This window comes from Campylobacter showae, from assembly GCF_963515975.1.
Classification (GTDB): Bacteria; Campylobacterota; Campylobacteria; order Campylobacterales; family Campylobacteraceae; genus Campylobacter_A; species Campylobacter_A showae_F.
The window spans coordinates 58556-75812 of sequence record NZ_CAUPZM010000005.1 but is presented as its reverse complement, the minus strand read 5'-3'; the positions used below and the strand labels follow the sequence as shown (position 1 = coordinate 75812).

Genomic DNA, 17257 nt, shown 5'->3' with positions numbered 1-17257 from the left:
CTATTTTAAGCTATTTAGATAGGCGATGAGCGCCACTATCTCGCGGATCTCTCCGCGCTCAAAGGCCTTTTTGACCTCTTCATCTTTCATCTCTTCAACTATAGCGGCGGCTTCTTCTTTGGCGGCTGCTTGTGCCTGCTCGTAGGTGCCGAGTTTTGGCATGCCCTCTACGTCGTACGGTGCGCCAAATACCTTTTTCGTCGTTACCGCTTCGCCGTATGCCGTCTCGATGTCGGCGTTGTTGCTAAAGTGATGCTTATAAGCAGGCATTATAGAACCGGGCACCACAGAGGCCGGCTCTTTCATGTGATTTTCGTGCCAGTCGGTGGTGCGGTAGTTACCCACGCGCCAAAGGTCGGGGCCGGTCCTCTTTGAACCCCAAAGATGCGGGCGGTCAAACGCATACTCGCCGCTAAGCGAATACATACCGTATCTGTCGGTCTCTGCCTTAAAAGGGCGAATTTGCTGCGTATGGCAGGCGTTACAGCTATCTTTCATATACACGTGTTTGCCCGCAAGCTGTAAAACCGTCGGCGGCTTGGTGCCCTCAAGCGGCCTAGCTCTGTTGGCAAAATCAGGCAAAATCTCAATCACGCCCGCATAGGCGATAAATATAAAAACCATAACCGCGAAAAAGAAGGGATTTTTTTCTAACCAACTAAACATTAGCAACCTCCTTTACGCCCGCAGGACTCGCGCTTAGCGGCTCTTTTACGAGCGCTTTGGCGCCAAAACTCTTGTAGATGTTATAAACAAATATAAAAAATCCAAGCAGATATAGCAGCCCGCCCACGGCTCTGATCCAGTAGTACGGCACTATGTTTATCACCGTATCGATAAACGAGTAGGCTAAATTTCCGTATTCATCCGTCGCGCGCCACATCATACCCTGAGTGATGCCCGCGATCCACATCGACGAAAAGTAAAGCACTATGCCGATAGTCTGTATCCAAAACTGAGTTTCCATCAAGGATTTCGAGTAAATTTCGCGTTTAAATACGCGAGGCGTCATGTGATAAAGCGCCGCCATCGTCATAAAGCCGACCCAGCCTAGCGTACCGTCGTGCACGTGGCCCGGCACCCAGTCGGTAAAGTGCGCTAGGGCGTTTACGGACTTGATCGCTAAAATCGGCCCCTCAAGAGTTGAAAACATATAAAATGTCGAGCCTAAAATCATAAATTTGATAAGAGGGTTTTCTCTAAGCTGCTGCCACTCGCCGCGCATCGTTAGAAGCATATTTATCGCAGATCCCCAAGACGGTAGTATCAAAACCACCGAAAACACAGAACCCATCGTCTGCATCCAGTCAGGCACCGCAGAGTAGATCAGATGGTGTCCGCCCGCCCAAAGGTAAAGGAACATGAGGCTCCAAAACGAGAAAATAGAAAGCTTGTAAGAAAATATCGGCTGACCGCTCTCTTTAGGAAGGAAATAGTAAATTTGAGCGATTATCGGCACGGTAAACACGAACGCCACGGCGTTATGCCCGTACCACCACTGCACTAGCGCGTCGTTAGCTCCCGCGTACATCGAGACCGAGTGCCACCAGTTGCCGTAGCCCGAAACCAGCTTAGTCGGCACGGCCATGTTGTTAAACAAATAAAGCATCGCGATACCCAGAAACGTCGCGATAAAGTACCAAACCGAGATATAAAGCGTCCTCTCGCGGCGGATACCGATAAGGCCGAATATACTAACGCCCCAAAGCACCCAAAGCACGACCACGCCGATATCTAGGGGCCACTCTAGCTCGGCGTATTCTTTTGACGTGCTAACGCCGGCAAAGAGGCTAAACACGCCGCCGGCCATCACGAGCATATATATCCAAAAGTGTAGCTTGCCCACCGTCATCAAAAACGGCGACTCGCTCATCGAGACCTTCAAAACCCTCTGTCCGATATAGTACCACGTTGCAAAAACGCCCGAAAGCATGAATCCGAATATCACGCCCGCCGTGTGTAGCGGTCTTAGGCGGCTAAATGTGCCGTATTCGCCCGCGAGATAGTTTAGATCGGGATATGCCATCTGAAAGGCTATCAGCACGCCTATGCCCATGCCGACTATCCCAAACAGTATCGTCGCGAACATAAAATACTTGGCGACCGTGTAGTCGTAGCTTAGCGCCCTGTCTAGTCGCATCGATATCCTCCTTTGTTTATTTTATTACGAAAATGTTATTTTATTAAAATTTAACCACAAAATCGCTTAATCGTTTTAAATTTACGCTACTTTAAATTTTACTTTTTCAGCTCGATTTTATAGCCTAGGCCGGGCGAGTTTTTGATGAGACCGGCGCCTACTTTATCGCGTATTCGCTTGATAAATGTTCTAACGGCCGGATCGTTTACCTTTTCGCCAAACCACACCACGTTTCTGATCTCCTCGGTTAAAACGAGCGTACCTATGCGTTTAACTAAAAGCGAGATAAAGGCCAGCTCTTTTTTGGTTAGCGCGATCTCGACGCCGTTTTTTACGAGCACTTTTTTGGTTTGATTAAACGAATATCCGCCCGAAATCTCGATGATATCGGCGCCTATGATTTTAGTTTTTACGATCTGCTCCAGCAGGGCAAAAAGCTCGTCCATGTCGATTGGCTTGATCACGTATTTATCGATGCCCACGTCGATAGCTTTTAGCAGCTTTTCCTTTTCGCTATACGCGCTTAGGATTACTACGGGCGTGTTTTTTGAGAACTCTTTTATCTGCCTTGACATCTCAAGTCCGTCCATGATAGGCATCATGATATCGGCTATCACGATATCGGGGCTAAATTTTTTAAATTTCTTAAGACCTTCGTCGCCGTTTGAGGCCGATATGACCTTTTGAAATACGCCTGCGAAAACCTCTTGCATCGACTCTCTTATGCTATCCTCGTCTTCAACTAGCAGTAGCGTTAGCTCTTTAAAATTTTTCATTTTTCATCCTTTAGCGGCAGCTTTATCTCAAATTCCGCTCCAAATTTTACGTTTTTAGCGCCGGCGCTTCCGCCGTGATTTTTGGCTATGCTTTTTAGCATATATAGGCCGATACCGGTGCCTAAGCTTGGGTGCTTGGTAGTGAAATACGGCTCAAAAATCTTATCCATTATCTCCTCTTTTATGCCGCCTGCATTATCCGTTACTCTTATGATAGCAAATTTATCCTTTGTTTCTAACGTTAGCGTTACTTTTTTATCGCTTTTTTTATTTGCCAGCGCATCTTTGGCGTTAGAAAGCAGTATGATCACAGCCTGGCAAAGTTGCGACTCGAAACCGTAAATTTGACCCTCGCTTTTTAGCTCCAAATTTACGTCTATGCCCTCTTTTTCGTAGGTTCCCTGCACCATCTTTAGCGCGTTTTCTATCGCGGCCGAGGGCAAGAAAGTCTCCTTCTCGCGCTCGACGTTAAAAAAGTTCCTAAAATCCTCGATCGTCTGCGACATGCCCTTTATCACGCGCTTTGCGTGCTCGTAGCCAGCCTCGAATTTCTCGTTTGTTTTGACGCCCTCTTTTAGTTTAAAAAGCGTGATACTAAGCTCGTTTAGCGGTTGGCGCCACTGGTGAGCGATGTTTGCGATCATCTCGCCCATCGAGGCTAGACGCGACTGCAAAAAGAGCATTTTGGTTTTTTCCTCGTTTTTCTTGATCTCGGCTTTTACCAAATTTTCTAGATTTTGGTTTAAATTTACGAGCTTGGCCGTCTGTTCGGCGACTCTGTTTTCGAGATTTTCGTTTAAATTTAGCAGCTCTTTTTTCGCCTTTTCAAGCTCGTTGTTTAGGTTTATCACGTCCGTCACGTCATGCCTGATCGCAAGAAACTCCTCGATCTGCCCGCTTAAATTTAAAATCGGTATGATGGTCGTGTTTAGATAGACGTCGCGGCCGTCTTTGGTGCGGTTTCTTATCGTGCCTTTGTGCACTTTTTTAGCTAAAATCGTCTCCCAAAGCCGCGCGTAAACGTCCTTTGGCACCTCAGGGTGTCGCACGATGTTGTGATTTGCACCGATTAGCTCCTCGCGCGTAAAGCCCGACATCTTGCAAAACTCGTCGTTTACGAAGGTGATAGTACCGTTGGTGTCGGTCTTTGAGACGATGTTGCTAGCCTCGATAGCCTCTTGATACTGCTTAAATCTTGCTTTGATGTTATCCATTGCTCGCCGTAAATCCTATAAAAGCCAGATAAATTCCGTAAATTATTATCGCCGCGCCGCTTAAATTTAGCGCGTGTTTTTTAAATTTTTCACTCGCGGCTTTTAAAACCAGCGCGTAAAAACTCATCGCAAAAAAGCTAACCGCGCCGAAAGTCGCTGCGATGGCTGCGCCCTTTGCCCCGCTGCCGCTAGCTACGGCCAAAGCTAAAAAATAATAAACCACTCCGCACGGCAGCAGTCCGTTTAAAAACCCAAGCGTTAAAAACCCGAGCACGCTATTTTTCGCGATCGCGGATTTCATTTTTTCGTTTAAAATTTTGGATAAAAACGCGTTTTTCTCGATGAAATTAAGTAGCGTCCCGCGTCTAATGAGCGCGACGCCCAAAACCGCCATAAAAACGCCGACGGCAAAAAACAAGTAGCCTCGCGCCGCAAGAGATAGCGTAAATACGCCACCAAACGACCCGAAAATAAAGCCAAGTAGCATATAAGCGCAAATTCTAGCCAGGTTATATCCCGCTATCATCGCCGCGCTAAAAAATTTACCTTTACCGCTCAAAAACCGCGCGAGCAAGATAGCAAAACCGCCGCACATACCCGCGCAGTGGCCCACCGAGCTAAGCGCCGCGACGCTCAAAATCGAAACAAACTCCGCACCGCTCATCAAATTTGACCGTAAAATTTCATTTATAAATTTTAGCCGCGCTAGAGTTAAATTTGACTCGCAAATTTAACTCTAAATTTTGCTCAAATTTGACCGCAACTAGCAACTATAAAATTTCTAAAAATTGCTTAAAAATATATTTGCTCTCGCTCGGTCCGCCGCTAGCCTCGGGGTGGTGTTGCACCGAAAATACGGGATAATCCTTGTACTTCACGCCCTCGATCGTGCCGTCGAAAAGATTTCTATGCGTGATCTCGGCGACCTGCGCGATCTCCTCTGGAACGTTATAGTTGTGATTTTGCGCCGTTATCTCGACGGCCTTGGTTTGCAAATTTAAAACAGGGTGATTTGCGCCGTGCTGACCGAATTTTAGCTTGTACGTCTCAAAGCCGAATGCGTTGCTAAGTAGCTGATGGCCGAGGCAAATACCGAAAATCGGCACCCTTGCTTCGATCAGTTTTTTTATCTGCGCGATCTCGTTTTTTAGGGCCTTTGGTTCGCCTGGACCGTTTGAGAGAAACACGCCGTTTATCTCGCCGCTTTTAAATTTAGCGATGAGCTCGTCTGCTTGCACGTCGTGCGGGTAAATTTGCGTCTCAAGACCCATTTCGCAAAGCTCGTTTAGGATGTTGCGCTTTACGCCGTAGTCGATGACGGCTATCTTTTTGCCATTTGATTTTAGCGGAGCATATGATTTACTCGCGTGATCCCAACCGCCCTTTTCGTGAGCATAAATTTGCTCGGTGCTCACCTTTGCTACGTAGTTTATCTCTGAGATTCTAGGCGAGTTTTTGAGCAGTTTTTTTAGCTCTTTTTCGTCTGAAATTTCAGTCGAGATCACTGCATGTAACGCACCGTTATCGCGTAGCATCTTGGTTAAAAATCTCGTGTCGATGTCGTAAACGCCGAATTTACCTTGCTCTTTGAAAAATTCTTCCAAGCTTTTTTGTGAGCGGAAATTTGACGCGGTAGAGTTAAAATCCCTCATCAAAACGCCGCTAGCGTGGATTTTGGCGCTCTCCATATCGTCTTCGTTTACGCCTACTATACCGATCTCGGGCATCGTAAAGACGATAAACTGCCCCGCATAGCTAGGATCGCTCATGATCTCTTGATAGCCGGTTAGGCTTGTATTAAAGACCATTTCGCCGCTAGCCGTACCGCTCGCGCCAAAGGCCTTAGCCTGCAAAAAAACGCCGTTTTCAAGGTAGATATAAGCTCTCACAACATGCCTCGTTTTCTTAGCTCGTCCTCGTACAGCCGCTCAAATACGATGTCGTACTCCTCGGTGCCCGGGATCAATTTGCGCTTGTAGCCGTCGATCTTGTCGATGACCACGTCTTGTAAAATTTCATACGTTTTTAGATACTCTTCGATCGAGCCGTAGATGATGTTTTTGATACGGTTTTCAGAGACCGTGTAGTCGATGAGTCCCTTTTTCCAAGCACTTTCAAGCACGAGGTGGGCGACGTTGCTAAAGCGGTCTTCGTACGTAAGTATCACGCCGTACTCTTTGGCGAGTTTCTTTTTTACGAGCCAAAACATATTTTTTCTATCGACTTGCATGCTCTCCATATCGTCTTCGTTCTCGGCAAGCACCTCGTTTACGCGCTCTTCAAGAGATTTTTCTTTTTGTAAATCGTTATCTAAAATTTCTTTCGCGCATGCCGCTACGGGCTCTACTCCGCGCGTTAAATTTACGAATCCGGACTTCAATAAATCAATAGCGATTTTGTGCGCGATGTAGGGTGTGTGTGGGAGTTTTATACGCATTTTTACCTCTCTTTTTGGGCTTGATTTTAACCAAAATTTGGTAAGAAATACCTAAAATCTCACGGCGTTTTTGTTTTGGCGGGCGTTTGTTTTTAGTAAAATTCAAATCCAAATTTTACGCGCGGATAAAAGCATTTTTGGTGTTTTTAAGACTGGATGTTAGCTAAATTTAGGCTTTAGCGTTAAATTTGACCGCAGTAAATTTGAGGTCAAATTTAGACGCAAGCCAAGATAAATTTAGAGCGCCGTGGCTCTAAATTTACAAATTTAGCAGATTTCCAGCAGGGCCGTCTGGCGAGGTTGGAGAGACTTCTTGCGTTACGTTTTTCTCAGCCTTTATAAACGGCGGGCCCTGCTTGATTAAAAGCGTGATTTCAGACGCTGCGGCAGGCTCCATTTTAGCCATTATGGCGGAGATTTTTTTAGGGCTTAGCGAGTACATGATGCTAGCCGCGTCCGCCCTATCCATCGCGCTTAGCACGTCGGCGGCGGCTTGGTCTTTCATCTTGCCGTAGGTCTCGCCGACCTTGTCGCTAGTCATCGCTTTTAGCTCTTTTAGGATTTCGTCGTTTTTCTTTATCAGCTGCTCGGTCTGCTTTTTTTCCTCTTGCGCGCGGGCTAGAGTCGCGTTTATCTCGGCCTCTTTGGCGGCTAGTTTGGCGTTTCGCTCCTCAAAAAGCGCCGCCGAACTCGCTCTAAAAGCCTCCAAAGCCTGCCTTGCTTCGTCTATTTTAGCAAGCTCTCTTTTTAGCTCGTCTTTTCTGGTTTCAAAGATCGAAACGCAGTCCACCGGGATCTTAAAGCCGCTTTGGCTCGCGCTTTGAGCGTTTACGTCGTTTGCGCCCCAAACGCATAAATTTAAAGTTAGTAAAATCAAAAATTTTTTCAAGCCTTCGCCTCTTTTTGCCTAGTAAAATTCATCGTCGCAAACTCGTCCAGAGCCGCCGCTTCGGCCTTTTTTATCTTTTCTATTTGCGCGCTAAAGTCCTGCGTTTGCAGGTATTTCATCTTTTCGTACTCCAGATTGGCCGCCTTGTACTGCCGCTCGAGGTGCGCGATGCTTTTTTTCGTTAGCTCGAGCCGCTCGGTTAGCAGATTTTTCTCTCGCCGCATAGCGCCCAAAAGCTCTAGCGAACCGCGCAGATCGGCCGCAGAGCCGCTTGAAGGCATTTCAAATTTTGAAATTTGCTCGGCGGCCTGCGCTATGAAGCCCTCTATCATCGCCGCTTCGTTTCTGGTTCTTGCCAAATTTAGCTCGATTTTGTCTAAATTTCGCTTTTTTATATTTACGATTTGCGTAAATTTGCTTTTCATCTTATCGAACTATCGTGTCTTCGCGCTCCGGGCTAGTAGATACTATGCCGACCTTTACGCCCGTGATCTCCTCGATGCGTTTGATAAAGGCCTTGGCATTTGCGGGTAGATCGTCAAATTTGCGCGCTCCAGCTACCTTATCCCAGCCGTCAAGCTCCTCGTAGACCGGCTTTACGCCCTCCAAATCGCTTGGGAAATACTCGATTATCTTGCCGTTTTTCTCGTAGGCTTTGCAGATTTTTACCTTTTTAAAGCCGTCTAAAACGTCAAGCTTCATCAGCGCAAATTTATCCACGCCATCAAGCCTAGCGGCATATCTCACGCCGACCGCGTCAAACCAACCCGTGCGGCGCGGTCTGCCAGTCGTTGCGCCGTATTCGCGTCCGATATCGCGTATCTTTTCGCCGTCTTCGCCCATGTCCTCGGTCGGGAAGGCGCCGTTGCCGACTCTAGTCGTATAGGCTTTGATGATGCCGATTACCTCGCCGACGTTTTTAGGGCTTAGTCCGATACCGCTGCAGCTGCCTGCTGTTACGGTGTTTGAGCTGGTTACGAAAGGATAGGTGCCGTGATCGATGTCTAGCAGCGTACCCTGCGCTCCCTCGAGTAAAATTTTCTTATCCGCGTCTATAGCTTCCCACACCATGTGCGTGGTATCTACTATAAATTTACCCAGCGCCGCCTCATAGCTCTTTAGTTCGCCCAAAAGCTCCTCGCGCGCGGGCGCTTTTACGCCTAAAACGTCTAAGAACGCTTTATTTGCCGCAAAATCGGCCAAAATTGCGTCGCAAAGCTTTTCGGGGTTTTTTAGCTCCCCTACGCGGTGTCCGCTGCGGCTGATTTTGTCGCTATACGCAGGCCCTATGCCCTTGCCCGTCGTGCCGATAGCGTGTACGCCTTTAGCCTTTTCTTTGGCTTGGTCTATTTGCGCGTGATAAGGCAAATTTAAATGCGCCTTGTCGCTGATAAATAACCGCCCCGAGACATCCCCAAACTGCTTTAGTTCTTCGATTATCTCGGCCGGGCAGAGCACGACGCCGTTGCCGATGATGTTGATTATGTTTTTATGAAGTATGCCCGAAGGAACCTGATGCAGCGCGATTTTCTCGCCATCCACGACGATCGTGTGGCCCGCGTTGTGCCCGCCTTGACACCTGCACACCATATCGTAGCCGCCGCTTAGCAGATCTACGATCTTGCCCTTGCCTTCGTCTCCCCACTGCACGCCCACTATCACGTCAGCCTTGCTCATACTCTCTCTCCTTTTGATCTAAATTTTCGATTAACGCGTCGGTATATACGCCAAAGCCGCTGCTTTTTATGCCTTCTATCTCGTAGTTGCCGCCGCCGCTTAGCACGGCGTTGCCGTCTAAAAATCTAAAAAACAGCTTGTCATAATACCTCATCTTTGAATAATATAACGGAACAATTCTTAAATTTTCATATTTTACCGCCTGCGCCAGCTCTTTTATCTCAAGTAGCGCGGTTTTTATCTCGTTCGGCACTAGCGGCAAAATCTCATCGATATCCGCGACGGTATTTACGAAGGCTAGCCTTTTTAGCCACTCCTCGTTTTGATTTAGGATTTTTTCGATCTCGCCGTGCTCAAATATCGAAATAGGTAAATTTAAGAGCCTGCACACGATCTGCGGGATCGCGATGTGGCTGATTTGCAGCACGGGCGCGAGGTCAAACGACTCAAAAAGCTCCTTTGCGATCTTGACGCTAGTAGCCAGATCGCTTTCGCCGATTAGCTCGGCGCCGATTTGATAAATTTCGGCGCTCGGGTACTTAAAAACGGGCTGGATATAAAACCAGCGTTTAGGCTCGGTGTCTTTTAGGCGCCTAAGCACTATGCGAACGACGTCTACGGTGCTATCGGCGCGCAGGCTGATTTGGTGATTTTCGTGATCGCTAAAGCGTACCAGAGCCGTGGGCTGCACGCTTAGGTGCTGATGATACGAAAAAAAGGGCGTCACGATCTCGTGAAATCCGTTTTTTTCCAAAATTTCGCTCGCCGTGCGCTCGATCTTTCTTTTTAGTTTCGCGCTTTGCCCGAAATACAGCCTCGTGCCGCTCGGTATCTCGTGTTCGTAAACGTTTGCGTCAAATTCGCTCACTCTTGCTCCTTTGCTTTTGATTCGTCCGGGTTTGCCTCCGGCTCTCTCCACGGCAGCTCGTGAAACGCCGCCACGAAGTAGCTAGGCTTTGAGCCGCTATAAACGGTCGCGATGTCAAGCTGCTCAAGATAAATTTCGCCGTTTTTGCGCTTGTTGTAAATTTCTCTGCTGTAAAAGCCCTTCGTTAGCAAACTTTGCCACATGTGCTCGTAAAATTTAGCGTCGTGCACGCCTGATTTTAGTAAATTCGACGGCTTGCCGATGGCTTCTTCTTTGGTGTAGCCGCTCATCTTACAAAATGCTTCGTTGGCGTCTAAAAATACTCCGTCTAGCCCGACTACGGCGACGGCTTCTTGCGCGTTTGCAAATAGGCTTAAAATGGTATTTTTATACGCGTACTCTTTGCTATCGTTTAGTCGCGCTATCTCCATGCCGGTTTTTGCGGTCAAATTTGCCGCTAGCTTGCTCTCGATAAAATACCCGATCACCTCGTCCACGGTTCTGCCGTCTTTTGAGATAAATTTGATAAATACGCTGCAGTTTATGACCTCTAGATTTTTCCTTATCAGCCTGCAAGACTGCAGCGACTCGTTCTCTTTTTTGAGCGAAGCCGCGTTAAATAAGCTAAATTTGATGTTAAATTCATTCGCGAGCCTATCTCGGTCTTCTGGATGGATGATGTTTTTAAACTCGAATTCGTTTGAGAGTATTTCGCTTTTTTTGTATCCCAGCGCGCGCTCGATATTGTCCGAAACGCTTGATATATCGCCTATAAAGCGGTCCTTCCAAACTACGCTAAACAGCGGTGAATGGGCGTCTATCTCGCTTTGTTTTTGCGCGTTTTTCTTTAGAGTATTGCTCTTCGTAATGTCTTTTACGACGCACAAGCCGATCTTTTCGCCGTTAGATAGCTCGTAGTTTTGCTTGTAGATGCGCACCTGTTTTATCTCGCCGCCCGCGACAAAATGGTTCGTTTCGTAAATTTCGCCTTCGTCTTCTTGCAGCGTTTTCATATCGGTCAAATTTGACGCGTTTAGCTCGGCTAAATTTTTGCTTTTTATCGCTTCCTCGCTAAATCCGTAAAACTCGCACGCCCTTGCGCTTGCTTCGACGATCTTGCCGCTTTTTGCGTCGATTAGCAGCAAGATAAAAGGTCCTTTTTCAAACAAAAATCCGAATTTGCGCGAGTACTCTTCAAATTTCGCCTTTTTCTCGCCGAAATCTCCGTAAAATTTGACGATCTCGTCCGAGATTTGATCAAATTCCTCTACCGAGCCGAACTTCGCGTAGGTCTTGATCTCCTCGCCGTCGCCGGCTTTTGCGACTAAATTTTTGATAGATAAAACGGGCTTTATGACGGAGTTTTTGACGAATTTGACGTAACGAATCGTAAAGATAGCGCCCGCGGCCAAAAATGCGACGCAGATTAGTAAAAATATTAAATTTTCTTTTACGAATTTACCCATAGAATAGCTTGAAACCACGGCCAAACCGATCCCGGGAACTCTTTGGATATAATAAATCTCGCTATTTAGCGAGCCTAAATTTGCAAATTTTACTTCGTCGCTGTCTAGATAATCAACGTCCACGTCGTAAAGATCAAAGATATTTTTGCGCTCTAAAACTAGCTCGGGGTTTTGGTGAAATACGATTCTGCCGCTTTTGTCTATCGCGAACGAATTTACGCCGATCCTCTCGTATCCGCGCGCAAACTCCTCGTAAATCGCCGTAAAGCGTATGAGCGTAGCCACCATTTTGCCGTTTTTCATCTTTTTTGCGACGAGTCTCGTCGGTACGTCGCTTTTGTCAAACATAAACTCTGATCTTAAAATTTTATCCTCAGGCTCGTTTTCCCAAGGCTTTGATAGGAAAAAGGCGGAATACGTATCGCGCAAATTTTCATCGCTGACAAACTCTATCTCGCCGCGTTCGTTTACGACGAAAAAGGCCATGTATTCGTTATTATTTTTTACGGCAAAGTCGAAAATAACGTTTGCGTCAAATTCGGGCGCGTCGATGTAGATTTCGATGAGCCTTAGCTCGTTATTTATGATTGAGGCGCGCTCTTTGAGGAAAATTTTAAAGTTAGAATTCGCAGCGTAAATATCCTCTTTTACGCCTTCAAATTTTAAATTTAACCCAAAGCTTGCCGCGCATATGAGAAATACGGCGGTAGCAAAAAGCACCACGTATATCCTGCCTAAAACGGCGCGTGCGAGAGGAAATTTAGAGGCGGATGAACTAGCCAAAAGAAAAACCTTAAATTAATTTAATATAAACGGCTTATTGTAGCTGAATTTTGCTTGTTTTAAGATAATAAACGTAGAAGTTTTGGCGAGAGGATGAGAGAATCGAACTCCCCGCGAAGCGGTCAACCGCCCCGCCATCGGATTTGAAGTCCGCGAGCGCCACCAGATCGCTTTATCCTCCGCGTCGTTGGATGATGAGCGCGATTATAGCTAAATTTATATAAATTTTAGTTTGATTTTTATAGTATTTGGAGAAAATTTTATAGGTCGGCGATGAAAAAGCTATTTGCGCGATTTTTTTTTAAAAACCTTCTCATTTTTTCACCGATTTTTTTCCTTGGCGGTTGCCTCGAGCTCTTTACGACCGTGACGCCGCTAACGGGCATAAACGTCTACGACGCCTACCAGATCAGCAAAGACGAGCGCGGTATCTATTCGATAACGAAAGATAAATTTATAAAAACGAAAATCCAGACTAAAATTTTAGCCTCAAGCGGGCTTAGCAACCTAAACGTGGATGTCGAGAGCTTTTACGGCGATGTGTATCTCATCGGCGTGGTGCCTGACGCCGAGCACAAAACCAAACTCGTAGAGCTAGCCAAAAACACCGACGGCGTGAGCAAAATTTACACCTATATTCGCTTTCCTAGCGACGGCGGCGAATGCGAAAGCAACCTCGCCATAATGCTAAAACTAAAAAATAGCTTTTTTAAAGACAGCATAATCAGCGGCACAAGCGTAAGAGTAAGCGTAGTACAATGCAACGTCGTATTTACGGGCATCATCACCGATATCGAGCAGGAAAAACACGCGATCTGGTACGCCAAGCACATCGACGGGGTGAGAGACGTTTACTCTTTTCTTAAGGTCATGAAAGAGTAGTTTTCTCCTTCAAATTTGAGTTAAATTTAAAGATTTTATCATCCAAGGCACACACCGCACGTTTAAAATTAGAAGCCAAATTTGCAAATTTACCAGGACAAGAGAAAAATATTCCAGACGGAATAGGCGTAGTTTTAATAATTTTTGGCGGGTGCGATATGAGTGTATATAAAATACATGATTGAGCACCCTAGCCAAAAATTATTAGAAATCCGTCGTTTACGGGGAATCAGCGGGGAATTCTAGGCCGGTAAAAGGTTTTGATTAGCGTCGGCAGCAGCACCAGCGCCCCCAGCAACATCATTATCATAACAAGATCTGTTAAAAGTCCGAAATATATCGTCGGGATAAAGTTGCTAGTTACCATTATGCTAAAGCCGAGGATAATCGCAAACGAGGTGTAGTACATCGCATAGCCGATACTTGCGTGCGAGGCCTTGATCGACTCGGCGACGTTTTTGCTGCGAAGCTCGATTTTTAGGCGGTGTATGTAGTGGATGATGTCGTCCACGCCGATGCCTATGCTGATAGCTGCTATCGTAATACTCATGATATCAAGCGGGATACCCATCACGCCCATGACGCCAAACACCGCGCAAAGCGGGATCAAATTTGACGCGATGGCAATGGCGGCGAGCTTAACACTTTTAAAAATAATGCAAAAAACGATAAAAAGCGACAAGATCACGAAACCGAAAGAATCCACCTGCGAGGCGATGAGGCTTTGAAGGAGATTGTTATAAAGCACCATCGCGCCGCTAACTTGAACGCTTGCATTGTCGTTTGCGATCAAATTTGCGATATCGGTTCTAAGCTCGCGCAAAAACTCGTCCCTGCGTAGCGCGTCGTCGCTATCAAGAGTTCGCGCGGTAAAGCGAAGCTCGTTATCTTTTATGCTTACGTAGGGGCTTAGGATGATGTCTTTGTATTTTTGCGGGATCTGTTCGTATAGGATCGAGAGCATGAGGCCGTCGGCGGGCTTTTGCGTGATGCGCTCGACGATCTTTACGACGGTATTTAGGCTGCTGGCGTGCCCGACGAAGCGCTTATTTTCTAGATAGTTATGTACTTTTTTCGCGACGTCGATTTTGTGCTGATTAAACCAATACTTATCCTCGTTCGCGCTAGCAGCGAATTCGTCGTCAAATTCGTCTTTAGGCTCGTTTTTGGTCGCGCTTTGCTCAAATTTAGGCTTATTAAATTTGATCAATATATCGACCGGCACCGTGCCGCCTAGCTTCGTATCGATCACCTGCATGCCTTTGTGGATTTCGGTCGTATCTTTAAAGTAGCTTATAAAGCTGTTTTCGACTTTTAACTTTGAGATACCGTAAAGCCCGAAAATAAGCACCGCAATGCTGATTGCGTAAACCGCGCGGCTGTGATTTAGCGCAAATGCGGCGCAGTGCTTAGTAAAGCTAAATTTATCCTCAAACGTCCTAACCGGAGCAAGCTTTGGCATCAGTGCCATCGCGGAGCCAAATAGCAAAAACGCGAGCGCGAGCGAGATGGAGATCGACGCGCTCATCATGATGCCTAGCATTATGATAGGCTTGATATCAGAAAGCGCAAGCGACAAAAAGCCGATAACGGTCGTAAATATCGCAAAAAACGACGGACTGGCCTTATCGCGCAGCGTGAGATAGACTAGCTGACGGTTGCTAAGATGCGGTTTTGTGATGCAAAACTCGCGGTAGCTCACGATCAGATGGATGACGACGGAGATGGTGATGATGAGCTGAAGAGCGATGTAGTTTGAGCTGATGACGGTAATCTCCCAGCCAAAAAACCCAAACAGCCCGCTCGCCCAAATAACGCTAATCACGCATATAAAAATCGGCATAACGATGTGGCGAATCTGCCTAAAAAACAGCCAAAGGCAAAAGACCAAAAGCAGCGTCACGCTGATGCCGTATGTAGCAAGATCCGAGCGCACGAAGTTCACCATATCATCGGCGATCATATTTGCCCCGCCTAAAAACAGACTCTCGCCCCCGCCGAATTTCGCTATCGTCTCGCGGATCTGCTCGATCGCGGCGTGCTCTTTTATACGCGCTTCGTCGCGGTGAGCCTTAAACTGAGCATTTACGACGCTTAGACGCTGTTTTTGCTCGCTCGTGATATTGCCGTCGAGTTTGGCGTTTAGCAGGGTGTTTCGCTCGTTTAGTATGCTTTGATATTTCTCGTCGGTCTTTAAATTTAGCACGATCGCGGTAGTTTTTAGATCGCGACTAACGAGGTTGTTCGTATATAGCGGGCTATCCTCAAACTCGCGGCGCACCAAGGTTTTGTTTATATCGGCATCGGCGAGGCTCGGTACATGCTTAACCAGCTCGCTAAGATCGCTAGTCCCGCTTTGAAGCAGCGGGATGTTTAGTACCGAAATAACGCTTGAGACGAGCTCGTTTTTTTCAAGTTCGCGGCTTAAATTTTCTATCTTTTTAAGCGTGGAAGGCGCGAGCAGATCGTCTTTTGGCGTATAGGCGATGACTAGGTAGTTTGGGCTAACGTAGCGTTTAGAAACGTCTCTAAAGACGGCTAGATCTTTATCGTTTTCAAGTAGCAGCGTCTCGGTAGAGGCGTCCACCTCGAGCTTGGCGCTAAAATATCCAAAAACCAGCGTCGCGGCTAGTACGCCCGCGATAACGCTTTTTGGAAAGTCGACGATAAATTTAAAAATCCGCTTCATCAGCGCCTTATTGCGGAGCTTGGACGGAGTTTAGCTTGCTAAGCAAATTTTCAAAACTCTCGTTTTCCATCAGGCTGTCAAACTGGCTGCGGTAGGTCTGAATGATACTAACGCCTAAAATTTCGACGTCGTAGATGAGCCAACCGCGCTCTTTAGCATTGTAAAATTTATACGTAAAGCCGTAGTTTTTGCCGTCCTCGCCGACTAAATCTGCGTTTAGAAAGTAGCGATTTTCGTTCGGCTTGGTTACGTCTTTAAAATTTATAGTTTGGTTTTTGTAGCTTAAAAGCTTATCGACGTAGCTTGATTTCAATCTCTCTTCAAAAGCTTTGTTAAATTTGACCTTTTGCTCGGCGCTTAGGTTGTTATAGCGTTTGCTTAGAGCAATTTTAGACATCTGCTCGTAGTCGAAATACGGGTCAAAAACAGCGAAAATTTTGCTTATTTTCTCGTCTTTACTCAAATTTGCATTTTTTAGCACCTCGATGGCGTCTTGCGTCGCTTTTTGCATCGTAGGCTTTATCTGCTCTTCGCTGATCGCAAAGAGGCTAACCGCGCTAAAAAGCGCAAGTAGGATGATTTTTAAAAACTTCATTTTATTCCTTTATTAAATGATTTCGGCGCTGTTCATATGCGTCGCGTAGAAACGGATACAGATCGATCGCGTCTTTTTTAAGCTTGTCGTAAGCGTCTGGATGCAAAGACAAAAGATTACCCTGACGGAATGTTTTTATAGCAAAGGAGTCTAGCGCCGGCTTTACGTAGCTGATGGGATCAAGGTAATAATCGCCGACTAGGCCTGCGATATCGCGTAAATTTGAGGGTCCGATAAAAGGCAGCACCACGTGAAAGCCGCTACCTACGCCCCAGTAGCCTAGCGTCTGACCGAAGTCCTCGTCGTGGCGTTGCAGATTGTAGTATTTCGCGCCGTCGGTTAGCCCGCCAAAGCCGATAATCGTATTTGCCAAAAATCTCAGCGTCTCCTCACCGGCCTCGCTAAATTTAAACTGCAAGAGATTATTTACGAAGCGAACGGGATATAAAAGGTTGTCAAAAAAGTTTCCAGCAGCGGTTCTTGCGGCCTCGGGCACTATGTAGTTATAGCCTTTTATCGCGGGGTGGATGGCGTTTACGTACATAAAATCATTAAACCCCGTCATCATTCTATTATAGCCGTTAAGCGGATCGAAAATCTCGCTAGGCTGCGTAAATTCGTCGTCAAATTCGCTCTTTTCCTGCGTTTGTTCGGCAAAAACGCAACTAAAAATGAGCAAAAAAGAGAGTAAAAATTTTCTCATCAAATCTCCGAATTTTAAGTCTGCAAAGGCAGTAACCTGAGATTTTATCTCAATGTAGCTTTTAAATTTATAAATTTCAAAATGCCCGGTATTACGAAGTTTGTTTAAGTTATTTTTCATATATATTTAAATATACTT

At 46.3% G+C, this 17257-nt stretch carries 16 protein-coding genes and 1 tRNA gene; 1 reads left to right on the top strand and 16 read right to left on the bottom strand.

The annotated features are described in order from the left end of the window. The 13 genes from ccoO to RWM02_RS02910 form a co-directional block, all read right to left on the bottom strand. Window positions 1–666, bottom strand: a complete 666-nt coding sequence (gene ccoO / locus RWM02_RS02970; RefSeq protein WP_297938912.1) for a cytochrome-c oxidase, cbb3-type subunit II — start codon at window positions 664–666, stop codon at window positions 1–3. After that, window positions 659–2140: a cytochrome-c oxidase, cbb3-type subunit I gene (ccoN, locus tag RWM02_RS02965; RefSeq protein ID WP_298789607.1), complete on the bottom strand. Its 1482-nt coding sequence runs from the start codon at window positions 2138–2140 to the stop codon at window positions 659–661. The genes ccoO and ccoN overlap by 8 nt, the downstream gene beginning before the upstream one ends. Window positions 2141–2238: 98 nt before the next feature. Further along, window positions 2239–2916 carry a response regulator transcription factor gene (locus tag RWM02_RS02960; RefSeq protein ID WP_297969692.1) on the bottom strand — a complete coding sequence of 226 codons (678 nt, stop codon included), beginning with the start codon at window positions 2914–2916 and terminating at the stop codon, window positions 2239–2241. Then, window positions 2913–4130, bottom strand: coding sequence for a PAS domain-containing sensor histidine kinase (locus tag RWM02_RS02955; RefSeq protein ID WP_314069023.1), 1218 nt, complete (start codon window positions 4128–4130; stop codon window positions 2913–2915). The genes RWM02_RS02960 and RWM02_RS02955 overlap by 4 nt, the downstream gene beginning before the upstream one ends. Beyond that, the gene (locus RWM02_RS02950) at window positions 4123–4794 is read right to left on the bottom strand and encodes a sulfite exporter TauE/SafE family protein (protein ID WP_314069022.1); all 672 of its coding nucleotides are present in this window, start codon (window positions 4792–4794) and stop codon (window positions 4123–4125) included. The genes RWM02_RS02955 and RWM02_RS02950 overlap by 8 nt, the downstream gene beginning before the upstream one ends. Window positions 4795–4900: 106 nt before the next feature. Next, on the bottom strand, window positions 4901–6019 hold the full coding sequence (gene carA, locus RWM02_RS02945) for a glutamine-hydrolyzing carbamoyl-phosphate synthase small subunit (RefSeq protein ID WP_314069020.1): 1119 nt from the start codon (window positions 6017–6019) through the stop codon (window positions 4901–4903). After that, the gene (locus RWM02_RS02940) at window positions 6016–6567 is read right to left on the bottom strand and encodes a DUF507 family protein (RefSeq protein ID WP_314069018.1); all 552 of its coding nucleotides are present in this window, start codon (window positions 6565–6567) and stop codon (window positions 6016–6018) included. The genes carA and RWM02_RS02940 overlap by 4 nt, the downstream gene beginning before the upstream one ends. Before the next feature lie 259 nt (window positions 6568–6826). Next, window positions 6827–7456, bottom strand: coding sequence for a MotE family protein (locus tag RWM02_RS02935; RefSeq protein ID WP_314069017.1), 630 nt, complete (start codon window positions 7454–7456; stop codon window positions 6827–6829). Beyond that, window positions 7453–7881, bottom strand: coding sequence for a flagellar export protein FliJ (locus RWM02_RS02930; RefSeq protein ID WP_122862534.1), 429 nt, complete (start codon window positions 7879–7881; stop codon window positions 7453–7455). Before RWM02_RS02930 ends, RWM02_RS02935 begins: the two co-directional genes overlap by 4 nt. A 1-nt stretch (window position 7882) precedes the next feature. Further along, window positions 7883–9133, bottom strand: coding sequence for an adenylosuccinate synthase (locus RWM02_RS02925; RefSeq protein ID WP_314069015.1), 1251 nt, complete (start codon window positions 9131–9133; stop codon window positions 7883–7885). Continuing rightward, on the bottom strand, window positions 9120–10001 hold the full coding sequence (locus tag RWM02_RS02920; protein ID WP_314069013.1) for an ATP phosphoribosyltransferase regulatory subunit: 882 nt from the start codon (window positions 9999–10001) through the stop codon (window positions 9120–9122). The genes RWM02_RS02925 and RWM02_RS02920 overlap by 14 nt, the downstream gene beginning before the upstream one ends. Continuing rightward, window positions 9998–12250, bottom strand: a complete 2253-nt coding sequence (locus RWM02_RS02915) for a PAS domain S-box protein (RefSeq protein WP_314069011.1) — start codon at window positions 12248–12250, stop codon at window positions 9998–10000. Before RWM02_RS02915 ends, RWM02_RS02920 begins: the two co-directional genes overlap by 4 nt. An 83-nt stretch (window positions 12251–12333) precedes the next feature. Beyond that, window positions 12334–12431 (bottom strand) — tRNA-Sec (locus RWM02_RS02910). 92 nt (window positions 12432–12523) lie between these two features. Between RWM02_RS02910 and RWM02_RS02905 the strand changes: the two genes are divergently transcribed. After that, the gene (locus RWM02_RS02905) at window positions 12524–13132 is read left to right on the top strand and encodes a BON domain-containing protein (RefSeq protein ID WP_314069009.1); all 609 of its coding nucleotides are present in this window, start codon (window positions 12524–12526) and stop codon (window positions 13130–13132) included. A gap of 229 nt (window positions 13133–13361) precedes the next feature. Here the strand turns inward: RWM02_RS02905 and RWM02_RS02900 are convergent, their stop codons facing one another. From RWM02_RS02900 to RWM02_RS02890, 3 genes are read right to left on the bottom strand one after another with little or no spacing between them, the layout of a single operon-like run. After that, window positions 13362–15821: an efflux RND transporter permease subunit gene (locus tag RWM02_RS02900; RefSeq protein ID WP_314069007.1), complete on the bottom strand. Its 2460-nt coding sequence runs from the start codon at window positions 15819–15821 to the stop codon at window positions 13362–13364. 7 nt (window positions 15822–15828) lie between these two features. Further along, entirely contained in the window at window positions 15829–16416 is a 588-nt protein-coding gene (locus RWM02_RS02895) for a Tgt2/MlaC family protein (protein ID WP_314069005.1), read from the bottom strand. Between the two features lies 1 nt (window position 16417). Next, the gene (locus RWM02_RS02890; protein ID WP_314069003.1) at window positions 16418–17239 is read right to left on the bottom strand and encodes an MlaA family lipoprotein; all 822 of its coding nucleotides are present in this window, start codon (window positions 17237–17239) and stop codon (window positions 16418–16420) included. Window positions 17240–17257 lie beyond the last annotated feature (18 nt).

Coding starts and splice junctions, on each gene's coding strand:
- RWM02_RS02905 (WP_314069009.1), top strand. CDS start 12,524: ATGAAAAAGCTATTTGCGCGATTTTTTTTTAAAAACCTTCTCATTTTT.
- ccoN (WP_298789607.1), bottom strand. CDS start 2,140: ATGCGACTAGACAGGGCGCTAAGCTACGACTACACGGTCGCCAAGTAT.
- RWM02_RS02955 (WP_314069023.1), bottom strand. CDS start 4,130: ATGGATAACATCAAAGCAAGATTTAAGCAGTATCAAGAGGCTATCGAG.
- RWM02_RS02930 (WP_122862534.1), bottom strand. CDS start 7,881: ATGAAAAGCAAATTTACGCAAATCGTAAATATAAAAAAGCGAAATTTA.
- RWM02_RS02900 (WP_314069007.1), bottom strand. CDS start 15,821: ATGAAGCGGATTTTTAAATTTATCGTCGACTTTCCAAAAAGCGTTATC.
- RWM02_RS02950 (WP_314069022.1), bottom strand. CDS start 4,794: ATGAGCGGTGCGGAGTTTGTTTCGATTTTGAGCGTCGCGGCGCTTAGC.
- RWM02_RS02890 (WP_314069003.1), bottom strand. CDS start 17,239: ATGAAAAATAACTTAAACAAACTTCGTAATACCGGGCATTTTGAAATT.
- ccoO (WP_297938912.1), bottom strand. CDS start 666: ATGTTTAGTTGGTTAGAAAAAAATCCCTTCTTTTTCGCGGTTATGGTT.
- RWM02_RS02960 (WP_297969692.1), bottom strand. CDS start 2,916: ATGAAAAATTTTAAAGAGCTAACGCTACTGCTAGTTGAAGACGAGGAT.
- RWM02_RS02895 (WP_314069005.1), bottom strand. CDS start 16,416: ATGAAGTTTTTAAAAATCATCCTACTTGCGCTTTTTAGCGCGGTTAGC.
- RWM02_RS02925 (WP_314069015.1), bottom strand. CDS start 9,133: ATGAGCAAGGCTGACGTGATAGTGGGCGTGCAGTGGGGAGACGAAGGC.
- RWM02_RS02940 (WP_314069018.1), bottom strand. CDS start 6,567: ATGCGTATAAAACTCCCACACACACCCTACATCGCGCACAAAATCGCT.